This is a genomic window from Ruegeria sp. BA2 (genome assembly GCF_056539605.1).
In genome coordinates this window covers 76,965-100,203 of record NZ_JBQFVE010000016.1, presented here as the reverse complement: position 1 = coordinate 100,203, position 23,239 = coordinate 76,965, and the positions used below count along the sequence as shown (strand labels likewise).

Sequence of the window (23,239 nt, the reverse complement as noted above, 5' to 3'; positions counted from 1 at the left end):
GCTCGTTACTTTTGTTGCGCTATCAGTTTCAAGTTACACTCGATAAGTACCCCTTATCATGACTGATTGATTTCGCCGGAAAATGCGCGCAGAATGTGCCTCATGAAGCCCCTTGCGCCTTACCTCCCCAGCCCCTCCCCAGCCCTCTCCGCAGAAGATCAGGAGGCGCTCACCGATCTTTATGTGCGCGGCACGCCAGCCAATACGCTGCGCGCTTATGAGCGCGACCTGCTCTATATCACCGCCTGGAAGTCCGCGCGGTTCGCAGCGACGCTGGACTGGCCGGAATCTGAGGCCACCGCTCTCACCTTCATTCTCGATCACGCTCGCGATCTGAATGACGCACCAGAAACGGATGTGGCGCGCGAAACCGCAGAAGCGCTGATTACTCAGGGGCTGCGGAAGTCCCTCGCCTGTCCTGCCCCTTCGACGCTGGACCGGCGCATCGCCTCCTGGCTTGCCTTTCATCGAATGAAGAACCTGACCAGTCCTTTCGGTGCGCCGCAGGTGAAGCAGGCCCGTGCCAAGGCGCGCCGGGCTACAGCCCGGCCCCCTGCCCCAAAATCGCAGCACCCGATTACCCGCGATGTTCTCGAGCAGTTGCTGACCACCTGCCGGGGGTCGCGGCGCGATTGCCGCGACCGGGCGATCCTGATGCTGGGTTGGGCTTCGGGCGGGCGGCGAAGGTCCGAGATCACCGGATTGATGCGGGAAGATGTGTCCTTGAAAGAGTTCGAGGCCAAGGGTCTGGTGTGGATCTCGCTGCTGGAAACCAAGACCACCCAAAAGAGGGAAACCCCGCGGCTGGTGCTCAAGACCCGCGCGGCACAGGCGCTGGTGCATTGGATCGAGGTGGGCCAGATCAGGGATGGGCCGCTCTTCCGACCCATCTCCAAGGCTGACCGGGTGCTCAAGCGCCGCCTCAGCCCGGATGCGATCTACCAGATTGTTCGGCACCGGTTGAAACTGGCGAGGCTGCCCGAAGGCTTCGCCTCGCCCCACGGGCTGCGCTCGGGTTTTCTGACCCAGGCCGCACTGGACGGTGCCCCGATCCAGGCCGCCATGCGCCTGTCCCTACACCGCTCCATGGCACAGGCGCAGAAATACTACGATGACGTCGATATCGCCGAAAACCCGGCCGCAGACCTGTTGGGGTAAGCTGGTGCTAAACGAAGAAAGCGGTAACCCGTGGGTTACCGCCATTAAAATTAAGAAATCTGAGCATGGGTAACCCGCGGGTTACTACTCGTTCAAAACAGCTTCGAAAGCCTCAACCGCTCTCTGGAGCTTTGACCGGTCAATCGAACTAAAGTCCTGACCAGACAATATCCTGCACTCTCCCTTGCGCGCAGTGATTTTTGAAGCGCCCACGTGGAACTCATACTTCACGCTCTCAACCTTCTCACGCCGCTTGCCGCTAGCTGGTTCAGCATCAGAACTTGCCACGAAAGCATCAAGTATTTCGTTTTGCTCACCGGCTGTGGATGCGCGCACTAACACATCTCTTAATGCAGCAGCTGAAGCCGATGACGCTCGAAGTTTCCGCGCAACCTCAACGCCAAGGTTTCTGGAAACACTCTTTGGAAACGGCAACGCACCCTCAAGTTCACTGAGCAGGTAAACAAAGCTACGAATATAGGAGCGTTTCATCTTGTGCAGGGATGAGTACAGCCTTCCGACCAAAGCTTCTGCATCCCCTGCCCCCAACTCTGAATCTTTAGAAGCAAGAATTGCCACTTGCGCCATCTCAGCAAACGTCAAGTCTTCCCGAACAACGTTCTCTTCAACCATGTCAATATAGAGGTCGATGCGATCACTCTGGGATTTGGCAACTCGCGCCGTAACACTGGAAAAGCGTTCATCACCGGTCTCTTCATAAAGCTGCTTAAGAGCAGTTACTCGTCTCCAACCTTTTTTGAGTTGGAAGCGTCCATCTGAATCCTTATAAAGCTCTATGGGCTCCTTCTGGCCGCGTTCCTGAATTGAAGCCTTGAGTTCATCCATCTCGTCGGAACTTGCGACAGCCGAAAGATCCAAGCGATCTCGTGGCAGATCTGTCGTATGAATTTCATTGATGCCAACCGCAACCAAGACTCGCCCCTCATCACGAGCTTTACGATACTCCTTAGCATCGGAGGCATTTTGCCGTCGCTGTTCGACACGGTTCTCAGTGCTTTCATTTAGGCTGTTTGCTGTCTCGCGAACCGCAGCCCCCATCGGCCCCACTTCGCGGCGGCGTGTTTTCTTGAGGTCATCTTCATCAATTGGAGTGAAGCCAAATTTATTCCCGCTCATTCTACCCGCTCCTCAATTTTAGTACGTGCCTCCCAAGCCCTTAGGACGACATCCCTAAATTCGCTGTATGCATTATCAAATGACTGACGCGCCCGTTTCCATGTGTCCCGAGTCATCTGTCTGTAGTCCTGCTCGTAAACAGACATCTGGAACCTACCAGATTGCTCGACCGCACGTGTCATTTCGATGGGATTTTGACAGACATCGGCGCCGAAGACATTTTTGAAAGCATCCATCATCGCGACGTGCAAAGAGTTGCTAGCCTCGAAGCGAGTCATGAGAACACGTATGTCATCGAACCTTTTAGGAAGCGTGATACCAGCATCCTGTGCAATACGTTCGAACCCGCTGGTTATGTCTTCCAAGGCATCGCCAAGCTGACCAAGATAACTCGTTGTGCTGTCATACTCCCAATAACCAGGACCAGACGGAATATAGAGGATGTCAGCAGCAAAGGCCGCATTCAAAGACTGGTATCCAATTGCCGGCGGGCAATCGAAAACAATCAAATCATATTGGTCGTCAGGCAACTCATCGAGATATCTTGCTACGCATCCAAAAAAACTCCATGCCTTATGAATGGACCTGTACTGAGCGGACGCAAATTCAACGAAGGCCGCGTTCGCACAGCTCGGGATGATGTCGATCGTCGACCAAGAAGTTCTTTGAATGAAGTCTTGTACACGTTGCGCGCCAATCGACTGAACATCTTCAGGCAATTCGTCGGCAGTAGGGTAGGGGCAATCTGCGGGATCATCATATTCGTCCGCGATCCGGTTCGCCTCACGGCAGAGATCGCGGCACATAATGCCCCAGACAGTATTCCACTCTCTAACTTCAGCCAGACCCATCGAATGCGTGAGTGTCGCCTGGGGGTCGAAATCCACCACCAGAACACGGTAACCATCAAGCGCGGCCGCATTCGCCAAGTGCTGGGCAACGACAGTTTTGCCGACACCACCCTTAAAGTTCGAAACCGCTACTCTCATAGCCCGGCCTGCCGGCCTTTGAGGCAGAAGGCTTTTACCTCTAAATCTCAGGCGCCGTCTCAACTCATTTATCTCAGCCAGAGAAAACCATCTTTGCCGCCCATCATCTTCAGTCGCCCCTTGCGGAAGAGACGGATCTTCGGCCAACTTCTTTCTCAAGGTGTCCGCCGGGACATCAAACATGAACTGGCTAATTTCCCAGATCGAGAATGGTCGAAGCACTTTCTCGTCAGCGGGCGAGAAAGTAGCGCGGCGGACGGCAGCCTGTTGGGCCAGGCTTCGTTCGTTCATAGCTTGAAGGTCGGTGTGGTCACGCATGGTGCTGCTCTTGTTATATCACGGATGTCTTCTAATAACGCGATTTTGGAAAACTGCAAAACGTAAAGAATGGAATTTCCGCTTTTTCGCCTCCGACTCGGTAAAAACGGGAGGTATTTCGAAAGCGAAGCTATGTTTTGGTGACAGGCAGCGACCAATTACCAGATATATGGTGACACTCGACCCCCAATATGGTGACAGCATAGTGTCACCTATAACCTATTAACCGAATTTTCTTTTGATTTTGAAGAAAGAGGCGGTCATCCTGTTTTTCAAAGCCCGTTGACAAACTACGGGATTTCATCACACTGAACCCAATTGATGGAATCGGTCAGCGAAACCGATCCGCTCGAGGCACAGTGGCAGTATCAAAATGGAAATAAAACGATTTACAGGATTTCAGGCCGGTTCTCAGAAGTACGATCTTTTGACTGCAATCTCTGTTGCGGGATTGAATGGCACACCCGGTTTTCAATGTTCGATGATGCGGCTCATTGCGTTGATAACGGCCCGATACAACTGGCGCACTGATGAGCTGACGGTCGGACAAAAAGAAATGGCCCGCCTCTGGTCTGTGGACGAACGAACCGTCAAGAGAGAAATTAAGCGATTGACGGATTCAAGTATACTTCTCCAGCTTAGGCCTGGGGTTAGAGGCCGCGTCGCAGCGTACCGACTCAACTACACGGAAATTTACCGTCTGAGCGAACCGGTTTGGCGAAATGTTGGTTCTGATTTTGTATCGCGCATGGAGACACAAACTCCAAAACCGACCGAAAAGGTTGTTCATGTACAATTTGGCCAAGAAAAACCAGAAGCTGTTGAACATGAGGGACAAGACCTTCAGGATCCGTGGGGCAGGGCGCTTCGGCGCCTATCAGAGTCTGAAGCACTATTGTTTAAAAGTTGGTACTGCGATCTCAAATTTGTTGAAATACAAGATCAGACAATCACCTTGCGCGCACCCAGCAAGTTCATCGCACAGTACATTCAATCTCACCATTTGAAACCTTTACTTGGAGCGGTCCAGCTCGAGTTCGGGCGAATTCAGAAAGTGTGTTTGCTCGGCTAACAATCCAGATTTGTAAGTCGCACGCTGTGCCGTGAGACAACCGAAATTGCTGATTTCAACCGTTGAGTTTGGCCTCGAACATCCCGATGGTTTTCAGAATGTTGTCGAACAAGGGGGGATCCCCGATGATCATTTCTTGCATCCCCACATAGTCCCGGCGCAGCGCTGCTTTCAGCTCAGGGTTCGGTAGCAATCTTAGTGATCCGGGCCTGGCATTCTCGTAGTTAGCCCAAGCCGCTTTGAAGAAGACGGACTTATGGTGTGCAACCTGATCCAGCAAATCGATCTGTTCGATAGCGCGAGAATGGGTCTCGTGTTTGATCAACTGAGCCATGTCGTAATAATGGCGCGACATACGGTCAGCCAGAGGTTTGGTGATGTCCTGATGATAGAGCATATGCAGGATCGTGGCTTTCTCCCAGAATGTGCGTTCAACACCCAAGACCTTCACATCGACGTCGCTCGCCTCCAACAGGTCTGGAAATGCCTGATGCACATAAGGTGATATCCTGCGGGACTCGGCTGGAAGGTGAACCCCACGGGCGCCAAATTCGAACCGCACTACCGGCTGGATGTAGCCGCTGGCCGCACTTGTCTCGGATGGATAGGCGAAAAGCAAGGTTTGTGCATCATTAGGATCGACCGAGAGGGAAAAGTGCTGATCAAGCACGGCGCCAAACTTGATCTTGGTTTCTTTCAGAAGCGGTCCTGAGACTACTTTGGTGGCCGTATCCTGAAGCTCCTGCAGCAGTTGCTTTTGTTTTTTGCCTGAAAGGGCAGGGTGCTCGGGGTCACGTGTGCCGTCGAAACCGAGCTGTGCCCGGTCGAGAGACAGATCCACGTCTTCTGAGAACCGATGGATGATGTCATAGACCTTGGATAGCGATGTCCCACCCTTGAAGATCATGTGAGTGCCAAAAGAGGGCAGGGCGAATAGATGTTTCAGCGACCAGCAGACCCAGAAATCCTTCTCAACGATTGCCTTGGAAATGCCAAGCTTTGCGGCCGTTTCCTGAAACGCTTCTTCACGGTTCTTTGGAGTATCGTTGGCAAACTGGTCCAAGATCAGACCCATGCCACGATTTGCTGCACTACCGGGTGCATCCAGGCCGGAACATATCTACTTTGTCTTGCGAGCAATGCGCGGTCCTTAACATCCAGATTGCGGGCCAGCGTGTCGACAACACGGCTATCCACCCGGTTTTTGCCAACATAGCGTAACGCCTGAAATACGGCGCCGGTTTTCTGGCCTGCACCAACTAGCGTTTTGGATGATGCATTCCGGAACTGGATGACTTGTCGACCAACTGTCTTGGTGCGGGTCGGGCCGTCGGTCATGTAAGTCGGCTTGGACGGCACTTGGGTCGACAGCCCCAACTGGTTGGCTGCCATGGCAGGGGAGGGCTGTAGAACCTGATTGTCTTTGCGTGCAATCGCTTTGGCAATGTCATCGGCTGACGGAGACAACAGCCCTAATCGGGCGCTCTTTCTCGGATAGTCATAAAGCCCACGCGTTAACCGTCGGATCATCCCTTGATCTGCCAAACGCGACAATGCCTGATCCACACTTGCGCGGGAGCCAATATCCAGAAAGTCGGTTGGCGCAAAGATTGCGCCCCGGCCTTTTCCGATGATGCGTTGTCTAATCGATGAAGTGATCATAGTTTTCTCCTTGTCAGAAAATATAATACTTTTTTCTGACTTACAAGTTAGCAGAGTATCTGGGTGATTTTGTAAGTTGAGCGGGAAGTGGAAGTTCGCTGCAGTCGCTACGCATGCTCGCAGGAAATGCGGAAGCTGACGTTTAGATAGCTTCCCAAGCGAGCATCTTTCTGTCCCGCCGCAAGGCGGCTCCGAGTTCGTACTTCATATGAATGGTCCATGCCGAAACTGGCGCAATGGGCGGGAAACGAACCTTCGTCGTGTCAATCCCGAACTCCGCTATGCGGCCTAAGCCGAGCTAGAGCTTGTCCACGCCGGTCATATTGATTGAATTCCGAAAGTGTGGAAACGTTCATATGGTAGACGCGTTAACGGCGATATTTCACATGAAGCGTATCCTGTTCTCAGTTGTGTTTTGTTTTCTGCCTGCGATGGTGCTGGCGGACAAAGTTGCCTTGGTAATTGGCAATGCGAACTACCAACATGTCAGCAATCTCAAAAACCCGTCGAATGATGCGATCGACATTGCAGAGGCATTGCGCAGGATCGGGTTTGAGGTCACAACAGGTCTTGATCTGGATTACCGCGACATGCGCCTTGCCATACGTGACTTTGGAGAAAAGGCAAAAAACGCCGAGTCGGTCATCGTATACTTCGCCGGCCACGGCATCGAGTTGGACAACACGAACTTCCTGATCCCTGTCAGTGCGGAACTGCGGAGCGACCGTGACATCGAACTCGAGGCAATCCGCCTCAACACATTGATTAGCTCCATCGCGGGCGCACCCGGCTTGAAGATCGTGTTGGTTGACGCCTGCCGCAACAATCCATTCCTCGCGACTATGGAGCGCACAAACAGCACCCGCTCAATTGGACGCGGACTTGCACGTATCGATCCGGGAGGTGTGTTGGTTGGATATGCTGCAAGGAGCGGAACGCTGGCGCTTGACGGCGATGGCCGCAACAGCCCCTATGCTCAGGCTCTGCTCAACCACATCGAGGAACCCGGACTTGAGATTGGCAAGTTGTTTCGGCGAGTCCGCGACAGGGTTTACACTCTGACAGAAGGCTATCAGGAGCCATTTACTTATGGCTCGCTTCCCGCCAGAGACATTTTTCTTGTTCCAGATGCGGCTGCAGGCTCGACGCCAGAGGAAGAAATTGAGCGTGTCGAAGACCAGATTTATGCGGACTTTGAACTTGCGCGTTCGCTCGGAAGGCTTGATGCGATCGAGATGTTTCTGGAGCGATACGAAGGCGAAAGGGATCATTTTGCAGTCGCGCTCGCCCTTTCGTTGCGGGACGACTTGCTTGCTGAGCACCAGAAGGACGAAGTGCCGGGCAACAGTAGTACTGCGCGAGACAAAGTAGCAGCTCTTGTGCCGACATCGCCTCAAAGCGCGAAGGATGATACAGAGACGCGCAGCCTGATCCGTGATATACAAACTGAGCTAAATCGCGTTGGCTGCAGCGCTGGCACAGCGGACGGTGTTGCGGGCCCACGCACGAGATCTGCTTTCTCTCGGTATATCAGCGCTAGAGAGAATCTTGGACTGACGCCTGAGAGCCTCGAGACCAGTGAAACTCTTGCCGCACTTCGAGGAGAGCAAGGAAGAGTCTGTAATCAGTTGGTCGCGCCGTCTTTCGCGACTTTTGATGGTGACTACATTGTCTTAATCAGACGCAGATGGGACGATGATTATTGGCAAACAACCAGTCGGCCCGACAAGGCCTATTTCCCCGGAAAAATCGAGCCACTTGCAGCCTTGCGCATCAATCGCAATGGAGACAAGCTGACCTTGCTATCTGCCCAAGGCTTTGCGGCCGAAGGGCCTTGGTTTAGGGACTTCACTGGCAAATTCGATGACTCCGGTCAGTTGAAATTGCGCTTCACATTGAGTTCGCATTTCGGGCAGGCGACACCCTATAAGGTCAATATAAGCGTCAAACTGCCCGAAGGACTTTCGCCAGGAAGAAGGCTTGTCTACGAGCCGCGCAGGATTGACGGGCAGTTTTTTCTGAATTTTCTAATACGCCGTGTCAGTTGAAACTTTAAAGCGATGTCCTTGCCTGCTCCGCAAGAAGACCGTCGCTCTGGGCTCCTCGTCGCTGTTCGCCGCAGATTTCGCCAAGGTCTTGTTTGGGCCGTCCGCGAAGACGGCCCAAGTTGTTAGATTTCAATGGCCTCTGCGATCGCAAGCGCATCTTCCAGCTCAACACCGAGATACCGGACGGTGCTGTCCATCTTGGTGTGCCCAAGTAGCAGCTGGACCGCCCGCAGGTTGCCGGTCTTCTTGTAGATCTGTGTGACTTTTGTCCTCCGCATCGAATGCGTTCCGTATGCACTGGCCTCCAGACCGATCGACGTGACCCAATCCCGGACGATCCGGGCGTACTGGCGTGTCGAGATGTGCAAGCGTTCATGGAAACGACCCGGCCATAGGTACTCCGAGCCGACCATGAGCTCATCTTCCATCCACTTTTCAACCGAGGCGCGTGTGCCTTCGGAGATTTCAAAACGAACCGGCTTCTGCGTTTTGCTTTGCAACACCGAAGCTCGTTCCTTGATCTGGCCGGACGCCATCACGTCGACGACTTTCATCTTCACGAGATCGCAGCCACGCAGTTTGCTGTCGATTGCCATATTGAACAGCGCCAGGTCCCGATGGTTCTCGGCGAGTTCAAGTCGAACACGGATTGCCCAGACGTGTTTTGGTTTCAGTGGCCGTTTTTGCCCAACGATGCGCCCTTTGTTCCAAGCCGGGCGAAGCGCACGAATGGCCGGTAAGTTTGGTGTTTCCATGACTGATCCTCCGATCCGCCATGCCCTCCCACAACGACAACCTGACGTTGACGATGCCTCCATATCACGGGATGCTGCGTCGCATCCGAGGTCGGGGCTGAGCCCAAATTGACCAATTCTGTCGTCAGGATCAATTGGCGCATACTGTCAAGAAGCTGCCACTCAAATTCGCGGATCAACGCAAAGCGAGTGAGAGTTTGCGGTCCGCACGTTCCACCAAATGCTTCAATCGGTGGCAGTTAACTTCGGGTCAGACGAAGATCGCTTCAGACGCCATATGTGCAAGATCGAACCCAGATGAATGCTGCACCAATGCGCGAATTGCGAGATTTTCCAGGCTCTGATGCTCAGGAAACGGGAGTGTGAATCCTACGGGGCAAAAGAATCCTTGACCAATTCCAACATCAGCTCTAGTAAAACTGAAATGACGTTTTGCTAGATGAAACGATTGCGAATGATTATGTGGAGCCGCGCATGTCGCGAAGCCACAAACCAACCAACAGTTCGGGAGGAGCCTGACATGATGAAAGATAACCAAAAACTGAAGCTCACCACGGCGCTAGTGGCAGGTGGCCTGGCCATTGCTTCGCCTGCCTTTGCCGAGGGAGAGGTCGTGTTTGCGTCCTGGGGAGGCTCGTTTCAGGATGCCTTGCGCTCAGCCATGCTGGAACCTGCCGCTGGTGCGCTGAATATCACTGTCAAGGAAGATACGACAAACGGCATTCAGGACGTGCGCGCGCAGATCACGGCGGGTGCCGTTGCATGGGACGTTACAGAACAGGATTTGCCTTCGTGTGAAACCCTGAGCCGGGAAGGCAGCCTTGAGCCGATCGACTATTCGATTGTTGACACCACAGGCATTCCGAAAGAGCTGATCCATGACAATTACATCGGCTTCATCAACTTCACCAAGGTGATTGCCTATCGCAAGGATGCATTTGGCGACAATGGCCCGTCCAATTGGGCAGAGTTCTGGGATCTGGAAAACTTCCCCGGCAAGCGCGGTATGCACGGCAAGGTGAACTATAACCTCGAAGCCGCGCTCATGGCGGATGGTGTGCCGATGGCCGAGATCTATGACACGTTGGCCACGAATGAGGGCAAGGCGCGCGCATGGGACAAGCTGGGTGAGATTGCCCCCGAAGTTACCGTTTGGTATCGCGGCGGGTCGCAATCGGCGCAGTTGCTGCGTGACGGCGAAGTGGACGTGATCCATATGGGCCATAACCGCGTAGAAAGCGTGATCGCGTCGGGCATTGATGTGGCCTATGCCTTTGATGGCGGCACGATGGACGTGGACTGCTTGTTGGTTCCCAAGGGGGCTCCGAATAAAGACAACGCGATGCGCCTTATCAACGAATTGCTGAGCGCCGAAGCACAGGCGAGGCTGGCGGTGACCATGCCGTTGGGTCCGGTGAATTCGGGTGCCTTCGGCACCGGGATAATCTCGGATGAGATGGCAGTGAAGGTCAACACACATCCCGACAACTATGGCAAGCAGCTTCTGGTCGATCCGAACTTTTACATCGGCCAGCTGGGCGAGTTGACCGAAGAGTTTGACACGCTGATCCAACAGTAAAAAATATCTGGGCGCGGCACATCTTGTGCTGCGCCCATTTTTGTCAGGTTAGGAGCCCCCATGTCACCTGCAGCCCACTCCCTTCCCATCGATATATCCAACCTGTGCAAGGCCTACGGATCGGTCAAAGCGCTGAATGACGTGTCTTTGAACATCGCCGCGGGCGAGTTCCTGACATTGCTGGGGCCATCAGGCTCCGGCAAGACGACGCTTTTGATGGCGCTGGCCGGATTTGTGCGTCCTGATGGCGGGTCGATCCGGTTTGGCGAACAGGAAATGATTGCAACGCCGCCCCACAAGCGCGGCCTTGGCATGGTGTTCCAAAGCTATGCGTTGTTTCCGTTCATGACGGTCGCAGAAAACGTGGCTTATCCGTTGAAAATTCGCGGGGTGTCCAAAAGCGATCAGAAGGCCCGCGCCGAGCGCGCGCTGGAGACCGTGCAGCTGGGCGGTTATGGCGACCGGCGCATCACGCAATTATCCGGGGGACAAAGACAGCGCGTGGCCCTTGCCCGCGCCATGGTTTTTGAGCCGCAGATCATTCTGATGGATGAGCCGTTGTCAGCGCTCGACAAGAAGTTGCGCGAACATATGCAAATCGAATTGAAGGCGCTGCATGAAAAGCTGGATGCAACTGTCGTTTACGTGACCCATGACCAGCGCGAAGCCCTGACGATGTCGGACCGGATTGCAGTGGTCAATCATGGGCGGATCGAACAGATCGCGACGCCTGAGCGGCTCTATCGCCAGCCGCATAGTTTCTTTGTGGCGGATTTTATCGGGGAATCCATTTCCCTGCCGGTTAGTGTAGCGAATGACACGGCGCAGCTTGGCGAGCGCGTTCTGAAATCCAATACGCCTATTGCGCTGGGCAGCGGAGGCCATCGTCTGATCATCCGGCCCGAGTTGCTGGAAGTCACAGCAGGCGCGGTGCCAGACGCCGCCAATGACCTGTCCGGCCAAGTGCATGACATCATTTATCAGGGCGACAGCGTTCTAGTGATCGTTCAGCACGACAGCGCTGGTCAGATCAATGTGCGTGTGCCTGCCAATCGCGCGGGCCAAACCGGGTTGCCGTCGAAGGGAGAGCAAATCGGCCTTGCCCTGCATCCCGAAGATACGATCATCGTACCGGAACATGTGGCATGAGTATCGCCGAGACGTATGAAGGTGCTGGGACTCTTCAGAATGCCAGCACGCTCAAATCCGAAGAACGCCGCGAAAAACTGACGTTTCTTGGGCTTTCGATGCCTGCGGTTTTGACGATCTTGATCGTCGTCTTCCTGCCGATTTTCTGGCTGTCTTCGCTGTCGTTTTTCAATGCGGCAGGCGAACTGAGCACGGAAAATTACACGCGCATCTTTAGTAGTGCTCTCTATCGGCGAACCTTTGTCGTCACGTTTCAGATCAGCATTGCCGTGACGGTGATTTGCGTCCTTCTCGGCTACCCGCTGTGCTACTGGCTGACAAAGATGCCGAACAAAACAGCGGCCATTCTGATGGTGTTTGTGCTGGTCCCCTTCTGGACCTCGGTTCTGGTGCGGACCTATGCGTGGCTGGTGCTTTTGCAGCGCAATGGGATCATCAATTCGTCGCTGATGTCACTTGGCATTATCGAAGAACCGCTGCAACTGGCGCACAATCTGACCGGCTCCATCATTGGCATGGTGCATATCATGCTGCCTTTTTTGGTTCTGCCGCTCTACGCCACTATGCGCAATATTGACGGCGACCTGGTCCGAGCCGCCGTGGGCCTTGGTTCCAGCCCGCGCGGGGCCTTTTGGCGGGTATTTTTCCCAATGTCCCTGCCGGGCCTTTTTGCCGGCATCGTGCTGGTTTTCATCCTGTCGCTTGGGTTCTTTGTCACACCGGCTTTGCTGGGCGGTGGCCGGGTTCAGATGCTGGCGCAGCGTATCGAAAGCACCATCACAGTCTATTCGAACTGGGGGGCCGCATCAGCCCTGGGCGTGGTCCTGCTGTTGCTGGCGCTGGCGATGATCTGGCTGATGAACCGTGTCTTCGGGCTCGACAAACTGTTTATGCGCTGAGGATCTGAAAATGGAACAAGTCGGACAACGTAAAATCGACGGCCTGTGGCTGACAGTGGTCGGCATTGCTGTGCTGTTCTTTCTCATCCTGCCCACGCTGATCGTTATCCCGATGTCGTTTTCGGGGGCATCCTATCTGGAATTCCCGCCGACATCGCTCTCGTTTCGCTGGTACGTGGCCTATGTCACGTCGCCGGAATGGATGAGCGCAACAAAGACCTCGCTGATCGCGGCGGCGCTGACCACGGCAATCGCGACGCCCCTGGGCTCACTTTGTGCCTATGGTCTGCATTGCTCTGCGCCTCGTATCAGGAGCGCGGCTCAAATCCTTGTGATCATGCCGATTGTCGTGCCAGTGATCCTGATCGCTGTTGGAGTGTTCAGCCTCTATGCCAAGCTGGGGCTCAATTACACACTGACCGGGATCGTGATCGCCCATACTGCGCTGGCGCTGCCATTCGTGATCGTGACGGTGATGTCGGGATTGCAGAATTATGATTTCGATCAGGAGCTTGCAGCGCGCAGCTTAGGGGCGTCCCGTGCATACGCATTGTGGACAATCACCGTACCGCAGGTGAAATTCTCGATCCAGACAGGGGCTTTTCTGGCATTTATCACGTCGCTGGACGAGGTTGTGATCTCGATGCTGGTCTCGGGCGGGGAAAACGCCACAATCACCCGGCGCATGTTCAATTCACTGCGTGATCAGCTTGATCCGACAATCGCGGCGATCTCGACCTGTCTGATTGTCGTGTCCATCACGGCGCTTATCGGTGTGCAGATGATCGGGCGTCGGAAAGACAAGGCACAATGATGCGGGTCTTATTTTTCGCCAAACTCCACCCGAATCTGGCGGGCGGCATCAAGGACCGCCGCGCGATACTTTTCGACGGCTGTGTCATTGAAGCGGACGCGCAGGCCGGACAAGCTGATCGCGCCCAGCAATTCATCTTCGAACCCAAGAACAGGAACCGACAGTCCGGCGACGTCAGGATCGCGTTCACCAAGGCTGAGATAATACCCGGCCTTTCGGATGCTGGCCGCCTGTTTTCCCTGCCGGATGGAATAAGCATCCAGCACCTGACCCGAAGAGCCCATGCTCAGCGGAATGATCTCGCCCTCCTGAACGTGATCCCGCGCAAGCCTTGGCGAATTGACCCGGTAGAGGCACACGCCAGAGTTGCCGCGTTGCACATAAAACGACGCACTTTCGCCGGTCGCATTCACCAAATTCGCAAGCACCGGTCGCACAATTGGCCCCATCCGCAGGTTTTGGCGAAACACGGATCCAAGACGCCACAAAGACGGCCCGAGGTGAAACAGACCCTCGGCGTCTCGCGTAATATGACCAAACTTTTCAAGCGACACGCTCAGACGCAGAATTGTCGCCTTGTTGACCCCGCTGCGGTCCGCAACCTCCTTCAAAGAGAGGCCTGCATCGCCCGGCTCAAAGATGTCCAGCACACGCAATGCGCGCTCTACCGCTTCGACACCACCATTGGCGTCAGGGGATCGGGGCTTGTCGGGCATAGGCAGACCTTTCGACGCAAATCCGTCGCTTTTTATAGCCGGTTTGAGCGCAATTGGAAATCGCAAATAACGAAGGCGTCTGGCAATGAATAGCGCGCGGAAACAAATGATAACAGCTGGTTATGCGGACCTTCCTTTTGGCATTCATTCGCAATGTAAGGCTGATTGTGTTGGGGTTATGGGCGTTCCGAGCGAAGTTAACACCGGGCCCCGATCCGGCACCTCTCTGGCACCCGATGCGCTGCGCAAAATGACTGCCCAACTTGGGATCGGACTGCCTGTAGATGGTCGGGATCTTGGCAATCTGGACCTGTCAGGGGATTGGCCTGCCGCGTTGGAACAACTTGTGACGCAAATGGTGGATCACGGTGTTGTACCCGTTGTCTTGGGTGGCGCGTCTGATGTCGCCTCGGGTGTGCTGGGGGCCTTGCCTGATCTGCCAGTTGTCGCGGCCATGCCGTTGGCCCGGCGTGATATCGCGACGCGAACAGCCAACACGATCTGGGTGGGATTGAACGGCGATCAACCTGCTGGTGTCTGGGATCTGATCAGCCAGCGCAAGATGGATTGGCGCACCGCGCGGCAGTTGGATGAAGGGCACGGCGACTATTCTGACACGCCCGAGCGCGCTGTCTTGTGGATCGACATATCGGTCATTGATCTGGGGCATGCAGCTGGCAGCGTCGGCCTAAATCCCGGCGGGATGAAACCTGAAACGCTGGTTTCCGTCATTGGTGCCATGTCCTGTAAATGGCAGGCGATTGTGATCACCGGCCTTGCGCCTGCGCGCGACACCAGGGGAATGTCGGAACTGGCGGCGATCGAAACCCTGAACGCGGCGTTGCACAATGAGTGAAGCGGCGCAAATACAGTTTGACGCGATCCCCAGTTTTCTGGGCGCATCCATTGGCGATCTGGAAGATCTCGTGCCCGGTCAGGTCGCGATTGCAGGCTATTTTTGTGACAATCTCGCCCGGCCATCGGCAGGGCAACGCTATCTCGCGCGCCAGCTTCGGTATGCGTCCTGCCCCACAGTAACACCCGCGAATGCAATTGACCTTGGGGACGTGAACGTCTTTCCGCTAGAACCTGACAAGCATTTTCTCGCAGTTGCCTCGCAATGTGAATCGGTTCTTGAAACCGGTGCCCGCATGGTGTTGGTAGGCGGCGATTCCAGCGGTTTGGAAGCGCTTGACGTCGCCGCAAGACAGGTCACAGGTGCGGATGTTCCCATCATTGGGGTCAATGGCGGCGCAGTGAGCCATTTGCCCCGCACCCAACCGGTCATCCTGTCTGTGGATTTACAAGAGCTTGCGGGCAAATGGGTATCGCACCCGCATCGCCTGACGGGAATGTCACCAGCACAAATGATCGCGCAAATTGACGCCACCCCGGGCGATACCATCGCGGCTGCGGTTTTTGGGCTTGCCCCGGAACTGGACAACCGTGGCAAGGCTGAAACCCGCGCTGCACTGGCGATCCTGCAAGCGGTCACAGCTCGTCTTGAGAAAGGAGCAGGCTGATGCCTCTACGTTCGGCCCCGTTGCCGCGCATGGCAGGGCATCTGTCGTTCATGCGCTCTCAGACCAAAGCAATCGGCGACGTCCGGTCTGGAGATCTGGCCGTACTGGGCATCCCGTTTGAAGATACAAACGCACCTCATGCAGGGCAATCTCTGGCGCCGCGTGCATTACGCGAAACCTCGGTCTATTTCGGTTGGCACGCAAATCCACAATTCAGTCACCCCGTAGATATCGATGCGCGTCAGGATATCAGTACCGATGGCCTGCACGAGCGGCTTTGTGATCTCGGAGATATTGCACCGGGGTCCGAAGATGCGATCCACGCGGCCTTGAAGGCGGCCATGCGTCAGATCAGCGACAATGGCGCCTGTGCAATCTTTTTGGGCGGATCAGATCGCATGTCCGAGACGGCGCGGAGCGCGCTCCCTCATTGTCAGACAGTGCAGCTTGGCGGTACACCAGCCGATGCGCGCGATTTTCATATTGCGCCCTTGCCGAACGGAACGACCACGCCGGTAAATAGAGATACTGCCGCGCAGCGTGCCGCGTTTTCAGAGTGGCGGGATCCATCAAAGCCGTTGTTTGTTCGGTTTGATCTCTCGGTGTTTGAAACATCGCTCAGTGCGCTTTGTGATCGGCCCCGTTTGGGGGGCTGCGATCTTGCGACGGTGGTGCAATGGCTTGAGCTTTTGGGACGGCACGAGGTCAGCGCCATTATGTTGACCGGTCTGAATCCGAACCGTCCCGGAATGGGTGTCGTGAAGGTTGGCCAACGCCTGATGGTCACGGCTCTTCTGGCGTTTATCTATGCGCGCCTCGGCTTTGGGATTGATTTTCCGCGCCGCCAAACTTCCAAGGAAAAAGTACTGACATGACTGCAGCGATAACGACATTTCTCCCGCCTCTGGCACAACCGGGGTATCGGCTGTTTGATGGGCCTCTGCTCGATGCCGCCGACGTCCGTCCGGGCCAAATCGGTGTGGTGGGTATGCCCAGCGATTGGACACATTCAAGCCGGCTCGGAACCAGGTTTGGTCCCGAGGCGCTGCGTAAGGCAACGACGGTATTGCAATCCATGCGACCGCAGGGGGTCAGTTTTGATCCAGATACGGGCCAAAGAAGCGCAACGGCCAGCGACTGGCTCGTGGATTGCGGGGATGCAGTGATCACCCCTGAGGATGTAGACGCAACCACCGAGGCCATTGCCGCAATGACCGAGGCGCTGAGCGTTGGAGGGGCGATCCCTCTGGCACTGGGCGGTGATCACTATAATAGCTTCCCGGCCTGCCTTGGCTATTCCCGTGGGTTGGCCAAACGCGCACCAAATGCACGTTTTGGGTATATCCAGATCGACGGTCATCTGGATTTCTCTGACCGGCTTGGCGCGTGGGGCAGCCATAACCACGCAACCAATGCCCGTCGGATTTCCGAACTGCCCAATGTCGACGTGTCCAATATGGTTTGGGTCGGGATCACCGGTTGGGTCGACAGCGGTGAACTCGCCTTGATCGAAGAGCAGGGCGGTCGGGTGTTTTCGGCTGGCGACGTACATAAATTGGGGACGGCAGAGGCAATTCGTCAGGCGTTGGAGCATGCCATGAAGGGATGTGACGAACTGTATCTGTCAATCGACATCGATGCGATGGACGCTGGCTACCTCCCCGGCACCGGCTCAATCGTTCATAGCGGTATTACACCGCGTCAGTATTACGATCTGCTGGATGGGCTGGCCGAGGCCCCGTTGGGTGGACTGGATATTGTTGAGGTGTCCCCTCCTCTTGATCCGTCGGAGCGTACCGAATTTCTGGCTGCAGAAATGTTGTTCCGGATCCTGCGTCGCTTCCGCACACAACCTGTGACCGGGGCGGTGACAGAGCAATGATGGACTACAAAGGAACAGAGCAGCTGGGTGGGTTTTCCCATGCAGGAAAAACACTTGCGCCCGCGACACGGCCCTGGATCACAGACCTGTCAGCGCTTTGCCCTTACGAGGGCCTGCAACCCGGGAACCTACCGGAATTTGAACGCGACCCGAATTGGGACAACTGGGCGCTCACCGACAGTCCCAAAGACCCGAACCTGCGCCTGAACTGGCATCTATTTGAGGACGGTGGAAGAAGATTGATGGTCGCCGACCGGATGCTTATGAGCCGCGTCAGCTGGCAGGATCTGGATGATGCGGGGTATGTCCATGGCACAGAGCTGTCGATTGATGGACGCCTGTTTCGCTGCCGGTTGCTTACGGGGGGGGATACGCCCTGTAGTGACCCTTTTCAGGGGGCGACGCGCCCCAATGAATGGGATGCGCTGGTGGGGGGCAGCGGGGCGTTGAACGCTCCGCAACCGGACCCGGCCAATAGTACAGCACCGCTTTGCCCGGATCATCTGACCTCGCCTCATAACCGTTTGTGGAACTGGTTCGGCGCGGTCAGCTGGACCGCCGAACCGGTTGCCAGACGGGCCGATGGGCGGGTGTGCAGGGGCTATCATGGCCCGACCTATTTTTACGTGAATACTGTGGACCACCGGCATGAAGATATCGGGTGGCGACCAGTTCTTGAGGAAGCGCTATGACTGCAAACCCCTTTGCCAACTTTATCGCCGGATCATGGGTTGCTAGCAGCGACGCGGCCCCCAATGTCAACCCGTCCGACCTGAACGACACGATCGGCGAGTATGCCCGGGCAAGCGCCGATCAAACGGTTGACGCAATCGAGGCCGCGGCCGCGGCCCTGCCGAATTGGCGCAAGACATCGCCTCTGGTCCGGTTCGAAGCGCTCGACCGGATCGGGTCGGAAATCCTCGCCCGTGTAGACGAGCTGGGCGATATGCTGGCCCGCGAAGAGGGCAAAACCTTGCCCGAAGCCAAGGCCGAAGCGCATCGCGCCGGGCATTTGTTCAAATATTTCGCGGCTGAGGCGTATCGTGCGACCGGCGACACCTACCAATCTCTGCGCGAAGGTGTGTCGCTAAATGTTGTACGCGAGCCAATCGGCGTTGTGGGCGTAATCACGCCCTGGAATTTCCCACTGGCGATCCCCGCATGGAAAATCGCACCCGCTCTGGCCTATGGCAATACGGTTGTGTTCAAACCTGCCGAACTGGTGCCCGGATCGGCATGGATGTTGTCCGATATTATTGCCCGTGCGGGCGTGCCTGAGGGGGTGTTCAACCTTGTGATGGGAAAAGGCCGTGAGGTTGGGGAGGCAATCGTTACGCACCCCAAGGTGTCCGGGGTCACATTCACCGGTTCCACACCCGTCGGTCGCCATATGGGGGCGGCGCTGTTTGCGCGAGGAGCGAAAATGCAGCTGGAGATGGGGGGGAAGAACCCCTTGATCGTGCTGGATGACGCCGATCTGGATCTGGCGGTGCACTGCGCCGTTCAGGGCAGCTTTTTCTCAACCGGACAACGCTGCACAGCGTCTTCCCGCCTGATTGTGACCGAGGGCATTCACGACGCATTTGTTGACCGTCTTTGCGCGGCAATGAAAGACCTTCGGATCGGTGATGCGCGCGCTCCGGAAACCCAGATTGGTCCGGTCGCCAGTGAAGCGCAGCTCGCCATCGACAAACGATACGTGTCTCAGGCTGTGGATGACGGTGCAACGCTTGCCGCAGGTGGTGGCGAGGTCAAATCCAAAACAACCGGCCATTACTTTGCGCCTGCGTTGTTTACGGATGTGTCACCCGACGCAGCCGTGGCACGAGACGAAATCTTTGGGCCCATCGCCGCCGTGTTACGCGTGCCGGATTACGACGCCGCCCTGGCCACGTCCAACGACTGCGAATTTGGATTGTCCGCAGGAATTGTCACGCGGGATCCCGCCAAAATCGATCACTTCTCGCAGAACGCCGAAGCAGGCATGATACAAGTCAATCTGCCCACCGCCGGCATGGATTTCCACGCACCCTTTACGGGCCGAAAGGGATCCTCTTATGGTGCACCGGAAAAAGGCAGCTATTGCCGCGAGTTTTTCACGGCGGCCAAGGTTGTACACGCGGGGCGCGGATAATGTCGCAGACACCTTTGAAGGGCATTCGTGTTCTTGATCTGACCAATGTCCTTGCCGGTCCGTTCTGTTGTCATCATCTGGCGCATCTGGGCGGCGAGGTTATCAAGGTCGAAGCCGTCGGTCGGGGCGATCTCGCCCGCCAACTGGGGGCCGACCCAGAGCTGAACAAAGTCAACATGGGCGTGTCCTTTCTCGCCCAGAACGCGGGCAAGAAATCGGTCACGGTCAACCTCAAGAACCCACGGGGTCGAGAGATTTTTCTGAAACTGGTCGAAACTGCAGATGTCGTGGTTGAAAACTTCCGGCCCGGCGTCATGACGCGCCTCGGCGTGGGCTACCAGACCCTGAAAGAGGCCAATCCGACCCTCATCTATTGTGCTATCTCCGGCTTTGGCCAAGAGGGCCCGTGGATACGCCGCCCGGCTTATGACCAGATCATACAGGGAACCTCGGGTGTGATGTCGATCACCGGGGATAGCGACAGCGCGCCGCTGCGCGTTGGATATCCGGTGGCAGACACTGTGGGGGGCATCACCGCAGCCTTTGCGATTTCATCTGCTCTGAACGCCAATCCGCGCGGCACCTTTATTGATGTGTCGATGCTGGAATCGGTGCTGGCGACAATGGGCTGGGTGGTGTCGAACTATCTGATCGCCGGCGTCAATCCGACTGCCAATGGCAATGAAAACCCCACTTCGGCGCCTTCCGGTGCGTTTGAAGCGAAGGGCGGGTTGATCAACATTGCCGCAAACAAAGACCAGCAATGGGAGCTACTGACGGACCACCTGGGATTGGCCGCGCTGCGCGAGCGGCCTGAATATGCCACGCGCGAGGATCGCAAACGCAATAGGCTGGCTCTGAAAACTGAGCTGGAGACCGTGTTGAAGACCCGGTCACCGCGCGACTGGGCCAAGGAACTCAATAGCATTGGTGTGCCATCAGGAGCGGTTTTGACAGTGCCGGAAGTATTGGAAATGCCGCAGGTTGCAGACCGCGGTTTCCTCGACCAGTTTGAAAACGTCCCCGGCGTCGGACGCGACATTCAGGTTGCCACGACCGGGATCAAATTGGACGGCAGCGCGCCCACCGTCGATGCACCACCGCCCACATTGGGGCAGCACAACTCTCAAATCTGGAGCGAGTTAGGTCTTTCACCGGAAGACATTGAAAAACTGGCAAAGGATGGCGCGATATGACGGACCCCGCAGGACGCAATGACGCCGATGCCATTTGCCACTGGTGGCGCACCGAAATTATCGACATGGCTCCGGGGCGGATCGCCTTTCGCGGCCACCCGATCCAGGACCTGATCGGAAACGTCAGCTTTGCTCAGATGATCTGGCTCATGGTGCGCGGCAATTTGCCCACGCCAGAACAGGCGGCGCTTTTTGAATGCGCGCTGGTGGCGGGCGTGGATCATGGTCCGCAGGCGCCATCGATAGCCGCAGCGCGTATGGCCGCGACCTGTGGGCTGGGGCTCAACAACGTCATGGCCACCGGGGTCAACATGTTGGGTGACGTGCATGGCGGCGCCGGTGAACAATGCGCCGAGCTTTATTTCGACGTCGCCAAACGGATGGATGACGGCGCTGAACAGGAAGTTGCCGTCCGCGACGGTATCGCCGCCTGGTGTGAGGAAAATGGCAAGATCGTCTCGGGTTTTGGCCACCGTTTCCACAAGCCCGTCGATCCCCGCGCACCGCGATTGATGGCGTTGGTACGCGAGGCCGCGATGTCAGGCACTGTAGAAGGGCGATTTGCCGATATCGGTGAAGCTATACAGACGGAAATCGGACGTAAGCGCGGTGCCGATATCGCGATGAATATCGATGGGGCCACGGCTGTTATCTTTTGCGAATTGGGGTTCCCGGCACCGCTTTCCCGGGGATTGTTCTGTCTTTCCCGCTCGGTTGGCGTCTTGTCTCATGGCTGGGAACAGATTCAACAGGGCGGGCGGAACAAGGGGCCAATGCCGCCGCGTTATCTGCCGGAATATATTGGTGTCAAATCGGAGCGCTAACCCGATGACCATTGATGGTGCGAACGCCTAAATTCACACCGAACTTGGCATTGAAGCGCCACTGGCGTGTGGACTGTTTTGCCGGTCTCGGTCATTGGGCATCCCCCCCTAGAAGCAGACCCAACATGTTAGTCTGAACAAAGATTCACTTCTTTGGTGTTGTCTTTGAAGGTATTTCAATCCAGGCGAGAATCGATACATTTTCACGCTTGTTCTGACGTCAGCGAAGCGCACCGAGCTGCCATCGCGACAAGCGCGGCGAATTCACACTTGGTCCGCGATGCGTGAGTTTGTCGATCGCTGGATTTCGCAGTCGCAGCTAAAGTCCGGTCTGGTGGGCCGCACCGCAGCGATGCGCGCCCTCGGTCAACGGCAGCAAAGGGCCGATCTCCTAACAAGTTGTGGAAAGAAATTACGGGATCACCTTAGATCTCAGCGTTATCGCTCAGATTGAACCAAGTTGGCTATGCTAGTTCGCTGATCATCGATTTCAGATGGCGCATGTCGGTACCGCAGCATCCTCCAAATACTTGGATCGACGGATTCTGCCTCGCAATCGCGGCAATCTGTTTACCAAGTTCAGCTGGATCGCCTTCGTCCAGCTCATCTGCTTCGTCAAGTTCCGCATGCGAGCAACTCGAAGCGTTCGCCACAAGGCCTCTCAGCCGGGGGTGGTTGCCAAGCGCTCCGGCGAAATGGGTAGGGTGAGCGCAGTTGACCATAAAAAACAGCGCCGCCGAGTCGGTTGCTGCGTCGATCTGGTCAATTCCGTCCACAAGTTTGGTCCCGTCTGCCAGGCACCCGTCTGTCTCAACAACCAGAGACATGATGATCGGCAGTTCAGCGTCCCGGGCGGCGAGGATGCATCCCGCTGCCTCGCTTGGGCGGTTGAATGTATAAGCGGTGACCAGATCGAGGCTTGTGTCTTTCAGGCTGTGCATTTGAGCGGCGTGGTATTGACGTGCATCTTCGACGGGTACCGGCGGGATGTCGGCGTAAGGATCATGGCGCGGGCCGATGCAGGCCGACACCAGTACATCATCGCGAGCGGCAGCTTGGCGCACGTCTTCCATTAGACTGACCGCATCTTTGTTTACTTCGGCGAGCCGCTCTGCATCGTACCCCAAGGGCGCTGCCCGGTCGGCGTTCGCCATCCATGTGGGCGCATCAAGGATGCATCCGACATTCATTTCACGGGCCAGATCGACAAGAGCCTGCATTTGACCGGCCAGTATCACCCTGGTGCCAGGTTCTTCCAGCAATGGAAACGACGCGAAACCGGGAAGCTCAATTCCATGATTGAAAATCAGGTCGGTGCCAGTGCCGGCGTAAACCAGAAAGGGCTTGTTACCTTCGAGTGGGAGCTGTCGCGCCATTCTGATCC

General features: G+C 56.1%; 22 protein-coding genes. 15 read left to right on the top strand and 7 right to left on the bottom strand.

All coding sequences use genetic code 11. The features are described from left to right. Positions 1-93 precede the first annotated feature (93 nt). Positions 94-1,158, top strand: a complete 1,065-nt coding sequence (locus ACR0NN_RS22515; protein ID WP_480685584.1) for a tyrosine-type recombinase/integrase — start codon at positions 94-96, stop codon at positions 1,156-1,158. Between the two features lie 84 nt (positions 1,159-1,242). Here the strand turns inward: ACR0NN_RS22515 and ACR0NN_RS22510 are convergent, their stop codons facing one another. Together ACR0NN_RS22510 and ACR0NN_RS22505 are read right to left on the bottom strand one after the other, a co-directional pair. After that, a complete protein-coding gene (locus tag ACR0NN_RS22510; RefSeq protein ID WP_170702625.1) occupies positions 1,243-2,295 on the bottom strand; it encodes a ParB N-terminal domain-containing protein in 1,053 nt (350 codons plus the stop codon). Continuing rightward, positions 2,292-3,602 carry an AAA family ATPase gene (locus ACR0NN_RS22505; protein ID WP_170702626.1) on the bottom strand — a complete coding sequence of 437 codons (1,311 nt, stop codon included), beginning with the start codon at positions 3,600-3,602 and terminating at the stop codon, positions 2,292-2,294. The genes ACR0NN_RS22510 and ACR0NN_RS22505 overlap by 4 nt, the downstream gene beginning before the upstream one ends. A 373-nt stretch (positions 3,603-3,975) precedes the next feature. On the opposite strand from ACR0NN_RS22505, the gene ACR0NN_RS22500 reads away from it, so the two are divergent. Next, positions 3,976-4,674: a DnaA N-terminal domain-containing protein gene (locus tag ACR0NN_RS22500; protein WP_170702627.1), complete on the top strand. Its 699-nt coding sequence runs from the start codon at positions 3,976-3,978 to the stop codon at positions 4,672-4,674. 55 nt (positions 4,675-4,729) lie between these two features. On the opposite strand, the gene ACR0NN_RS22495 is transcribed toward ACR0NN_RS22500, so the two are convergent. Both ACR0NN_RS22495 and ACR0NN_RS22490 read right to left on the bottom strand, forming a co-directional pair. Beyond that, complete coding sequence (locus tag ACR0NN_RS22495) at positions 4,730-5,749, bottom strand: nucleotidyl transferase AbiEii/AbiGii toxin family protein (RefSeq protein ID WP_170702628.1); 1,020 nt, start codon at positions 5,747-5,749, stop codon at positions 4,730-4,732. Next, a complete protein-coding gene (locus tag ACR0NN_RS22490; RefSeq protein ID WP_170702629.1) occupies positions 5,740-6,336 on the bottom strand; it encodes a DUF6088 family protein in 597 nt (198 codons plus the stop codon). Before ACR0NN_RS22490 ends, ACR0NN_RS22495 begins: the two co-directional genes overlap by 10 nt. Positions 6,337-6,722: 386 nt before the next feature. Here ACR0NN_RS22490 and ACR0NN_RS22485 point away from each other — a divergent pair, with 386 nt between their 5' ends. After that, entirely contained in the window at positions 6,723-8,384 is a 1,662-nt protein-coding gene (locus ACR0NN_RS22485; protein WP_170417841.1) for a caspase family protein, read from the top strand. A gap of 122 nt (positions 8,385-8,506) precedes the next feature. Here ACR0NN_RS22485 and ACR0NN_RS22480 read toward each other — a convergent pair whose 3' ends face one another. Beyond that, positions 8,507-9,139, bottom strand: coding sequence for a tyrosine-type recombinase/integrase (locus tag ACR0NN_RS22480; RefSeq protein WP_093037018.1), 633 nt, complete (start codon positions 9,137-9,139; stop codon positions 8,507-8,509). A 520-nt stretch (positions 9,140-9,659) separates the two neighbouring features. Between ACR0NN_RS22480 and ACR0NN_RS22475 the strand changes: the two genes are divergently transcribed. The 4 genes from ACR0NN_RS22475 to ACR0NN_RS22460 are packed head-to-tail and all read left to right on the top strand — an operon-like array spanning position 9,660 to position 13,580. Beyond that, the gene (locus tag ACR0NN_RS22475) at positions 9,660-10,718 is read left to right on the top strand and encodes an ABC transporter substrate-binding protein (RefSeq protein WP_170417838.1); all 1,059 of its coding nucleotides are present in this window, start codon (positions 9,660-9,662) and stop codon (positions 10,716-10,718) included. A 60-nt stretch (positions 10,719-10,778) separates the two neighbouring features. Next, positions 10,779-11,867: an ABC transporter ATP-binding protein gene (locus ACR0NN_RS22470; protein ID WP_170417835.1), complete on the top strand. Its 1,089-nt coding sequence runs from the start codon at positions 10,779-10,781 to the stop codon at positions 11,865-11,867. Beyond that, complete coding sequence (locus tag ACR0NN_RS22465; RefSeq protein ID WP_170417832.1) at positions 11,864-12,766, top strand: ABC transporter permease; 903 nt, start codon at positions 11,864-11,866, stop codon at positions 12,764-12,766. The genes ACR0NN_RS22470 and ACR0NN_RS22465 overlap by 4 nt, the downstream gene beginning before the upstream one ends. 10 nt (positions 12,767-12,776) lie before the next feature. Next, on the top strand, positions 12,777-13,580 hold the full coding sequence (locus tag ACR0NN_RS22460; protein ID WP_170417829.1) for an ABC transporter permease: 804 nt from the start codon (positions 12,777-12,779) through the stop codon (positions 13,578-13,580). A gap of 8 nt (positions 13,581-13,588) precedes the next feature. Here the strand turns inward: ACR0NN_RS22460 and ACR0NN_RS22455 are convergent, their stop codons facing one another. Continuing rightward, positions 13,589-14,296: an IclR family transcriptional regulator gene (locus ACR0NN_RS22455; protein ID WP_170417827.1), complete on the bottom strand. Its 708-nt coding sequence runs from the start codon at positions 14,294-14,296 to the stop codon at positions 13,589-13,591. Positions 14,297-14,402: 106 nt separating this feature from the next. Between ACR0NN_RS22455 and ACR0NN_RS22450 the strand changes: the two genes are divergently transcribed. The 8 genes from ACR0NN_RS22450 to ACR0NN_RS22415 are packed head-to-tail and all read left to right on the top strand — an operon-like array spanning position 14,403 to position 21,855. Continuing rightward, positions 14,403-15,152 (top strand): arginase family protein, encoded by a 750-nt coding sequence (locus ACR0NN_RS22450; protein WP_170417824.1) that lies wholly within the window; start codon positions 14,403-14,405, stop codon positions 15,150-15,152. After that, complete coding sequence (locus ACR0NN_RS22445) at positions 15,145-15,819, top strand: hypothetical protein (protein ID WP_170417821.1); 675 nt, start codon at positions 15,145-15,147, stop codon at positions 15,817-15,819. The genes ACR0NN_RS22450 and ACR0NN_RS22445 overlap by 8 nt, the downstream gene beginning before the upstream one ends. Next, on the top strand, positions 15,819-16,694 hold the full coding sequence (locus tag ACR0NN_RS22440; protein WP_170417818.1) for an arginase family protein: 876 nt from the start codon (positions 15,819-15,821) through the stop codon (positions 16,692-16,694). The genes ACR0NN_RS22445 and ACR0NN_RS22440 overlap by 1 nt, the downstream gene beginning before the upstream one ends. Then, complete coding sequence (locus ACR0NN_RS22435; protein ID WP_170417815.1) at positions 16,691-17,701, top strand: agmatinase family protein; 1,011 nt, start codon at positions 16,691-16,693, stop codon at positions 17,699-17,701. The genes ACR0NN_RS22440 and ACR0NN_RS22435 overlap by 4 nt, the downstream gene beginning before the upstream one ends. Further along, complete coding sequence (locus tag ACR0NN_RS22430; RefSeq protein ID WP_170417812.1) at positions 17,698-18,393, top strand: hypothetical protein; 696 nt, start codon at positions 17,698-17,700, stop codon at positions 18,391-18,393. Before ACR0NN_RS22435 ends, ACR0NN_RS22430 begins: the two co-directional genes overlap by 4 nt. Beyond that, positions 18,390-19,835 (top strand): aldehyde dehydrogenase family protein, encoded by a 1,446-nt coding sequence (locus ACR0NN_RS22425; RefSeq protein WP_170417809.1) that lies wholly within the window; start codon positions 18,390-18,392, stop codon positions 19,833-19,835. The genes ACR0NN_RS22430 and ACR0NN_RS22425 overlap by 4 nt, the downstream gene beginning before the upstream one ends. Continuing rightward, positions 19,835-21,031: a CaiB/BaiF CoA transferase family protein gene (locus ACR0NN_RS22420; protein WP_170417806.1), complete on the top strand. Its 1,197-nt coding sequence runs from the start codon at positions 19,835-19,837 to the stop codon at positions 21,029-21,031. Before ACR0NN_RS22425 ends, ACR0NN_RS22420 begins: the two co-directional genes overlap by 1 nt. After that, complete coding sequence (locus ACR0NN_RS22415; protein ID WP_170417803.1) at positions 21,028-21,855, top strand: citryl-CoA lyase; 828 nt, start codon at positions 21,028-21,030, stop codon at positions 21,853-21,855. Before ACR0NN_RS22420 ends, ACR0NN_RS22415 begins: the two co-directional genes overlap by 4 nt. 464 nt (positions 21,856-22,319) lie before the next feature. On the opposite strand, the gene ACR0NN_RS22410 is transcribed toward ACR0NN_RS22415, so the two are convergent. After that, complete coding sequence (locus ACR0NN_RS22410; RefSeq protein ID WP_170417800.1) at positions 22,320-23,231, bottom strand: homocysteine S-methyltransferase family protein; 912 nt, start codon at positions 23,229-23,231, stop codon at positions 22,320-22,322. Between the last annotated feature and the right edge of the window lie 8 nt (positions 23,232-23,239).

Coding starts and splice junctions, on each gene's coding strand:
- ACR0NN_RS22515 (WP_480685584.1), top strand. CDS start 94: ATGTGCCTCATGAAGCCCCTTGCGCCTTACCTCCCCAGCCCCTCCCCA.
- ACR0NN_RS22510 (WP_170702625.1), bottom strand. CDS start 2,295: ATGAGCGGGAATAAATTTGGCTTCACTCCAATTGATGAAGATGACCTC.
- ACR0NN_RS22505 (WP_170702626.1), bottom strand. CDS start 3,602: ATGCGTGACCACACCGACCTTCAAGCTATGAACGAACGAAGCCTGGCC.
- ACR0NN_RS22500 (WP_170702627.1), top strand. CDS start 3,976: ATGGAAATAAAACGATTTACAGGATTTCAGGCCGGTTCTCAGAAGTAC.
- ACR0NN_RS22495 (WP_170702628.1), bottom strand. CDS start 5,749: ATGGGTCTGATCTTGGACCAGTTTGCCAACGATACTCCAAAGAACCGT.
- ACR0NN_RS22490 (WP_170702629.1), bottom strand. CDS start 6,336: ATGATCACTTCATCGATTAGACAACGCATCATCGGAAAAGGCCGGGGC.
- ACR0NN_RS22485 (WP_170417841.1), top strand. CDS start 6,723: ATGAAGCGTATCCTGTTCTCAGTTGTGTTTTGTTTTCTGCCTGCGATG.
- ACR0NN_RS22480 (WP_093037018.1), bottom strand. CDS start 9,139: ATGGAAACACCAAACTTACCGGCCATTCGTGCGCTTCGCCCGGCTTGG.
- ACR0NN_RS22475 (WP_170417838.1), top strand. CDS start 9,660: ATGATGAAAGATAACCAAAAACTGAAGCTCACCACGGCGCTAGTGGCA.
- ACR0NN_RS22470 (WP_170417835.1), top strand. CDS start 10,779: ATGTCACCTGCAGCCCACTCCCTTCCCATCGATATATCCAACCTGTGC.
- ACR0NN_RS22465 (WP_170417832.1), top strand. CDS start 11,864: ATGAGTATCGCCGAGACGTATGAAGGTGCTGGGACTCTTCAGAATGCC.
- ACR0NN_RS22460 (WP_170417829.1), top strand. CDS start 12,777: ATGGAACAAGTCGGACAACGTAAAATCGACGGCCTGTGGCTGACAGTG.
- ACR0NN_RS22455 (WP_170417827.1), bottom strand. CDS start 14,296: ATGCCCGACAAGCCCCGATCCCCTGACGCCAATGGTGGTGTCGAAGCG.
- ACR0NN_RS22450 (WP_170417824.1), top strand. CDS start 14,403: ATGATAACAGCTGGTTATGCGGACCTTCCTTTTGGCATTCATTCGCAA.
- ACR0NN_RS22445 (WP_170417821.1), top strand. CDS start 15,145: ATGAGTGAAGCGGCGCAAATACAGTTTGACGCGATCCCCAGTTTTCTG.
- ACR0NN_RS22440 (WP_170417818.1), top strand. CDS start 15,819: ATGCCTCTACGTTCGGCCCCGTTGCCGCGCATGGCAGGGCATCTGTCG.
- ACR0NN_RS22435 (WP_170417815.1), top strand. CDS start 16,691: ATGACTGCAGCGATAACGACATTTCTCCCGCCTCTGGCACAACCGGGG.
- ACR0NN_RS22430 (WP_170417812.1), top strand. CDS start 17,698: ATGATGGACTACAAAGGAACAGAGCAGCTGGGTGGGTTTTCCCATGCA.
- ACR0NN_RS22425 (WP_170417809.1), top strand. CDS start 18,390: ATGACTGCAAACCCCTTTGCCAACTTTATCGCCGGATCATGGGTTGCT.
- ACR0NN_RS22420 (WP_170417806.1), top strand. CDS start 19,835: ATGTCGCAGACACCTTTGAAGGGCATTCGTGTTCTTGATCTGACCAAT.
- ACR0NN_RS22415 (WP_170417803.1), top strand. CDS start 21,028: ATGACGGACCCCGCAGGACGCAATGACGCCGATGCCATTTGCCACTGG.
- ACR0NN_RS22410 (WP_170417800.1), bottom strand. CDS start 23,231: ATGGCGCGACAGCTCCCACTCGAAGGTAACAAGCCCTTTCTGGTTTAC.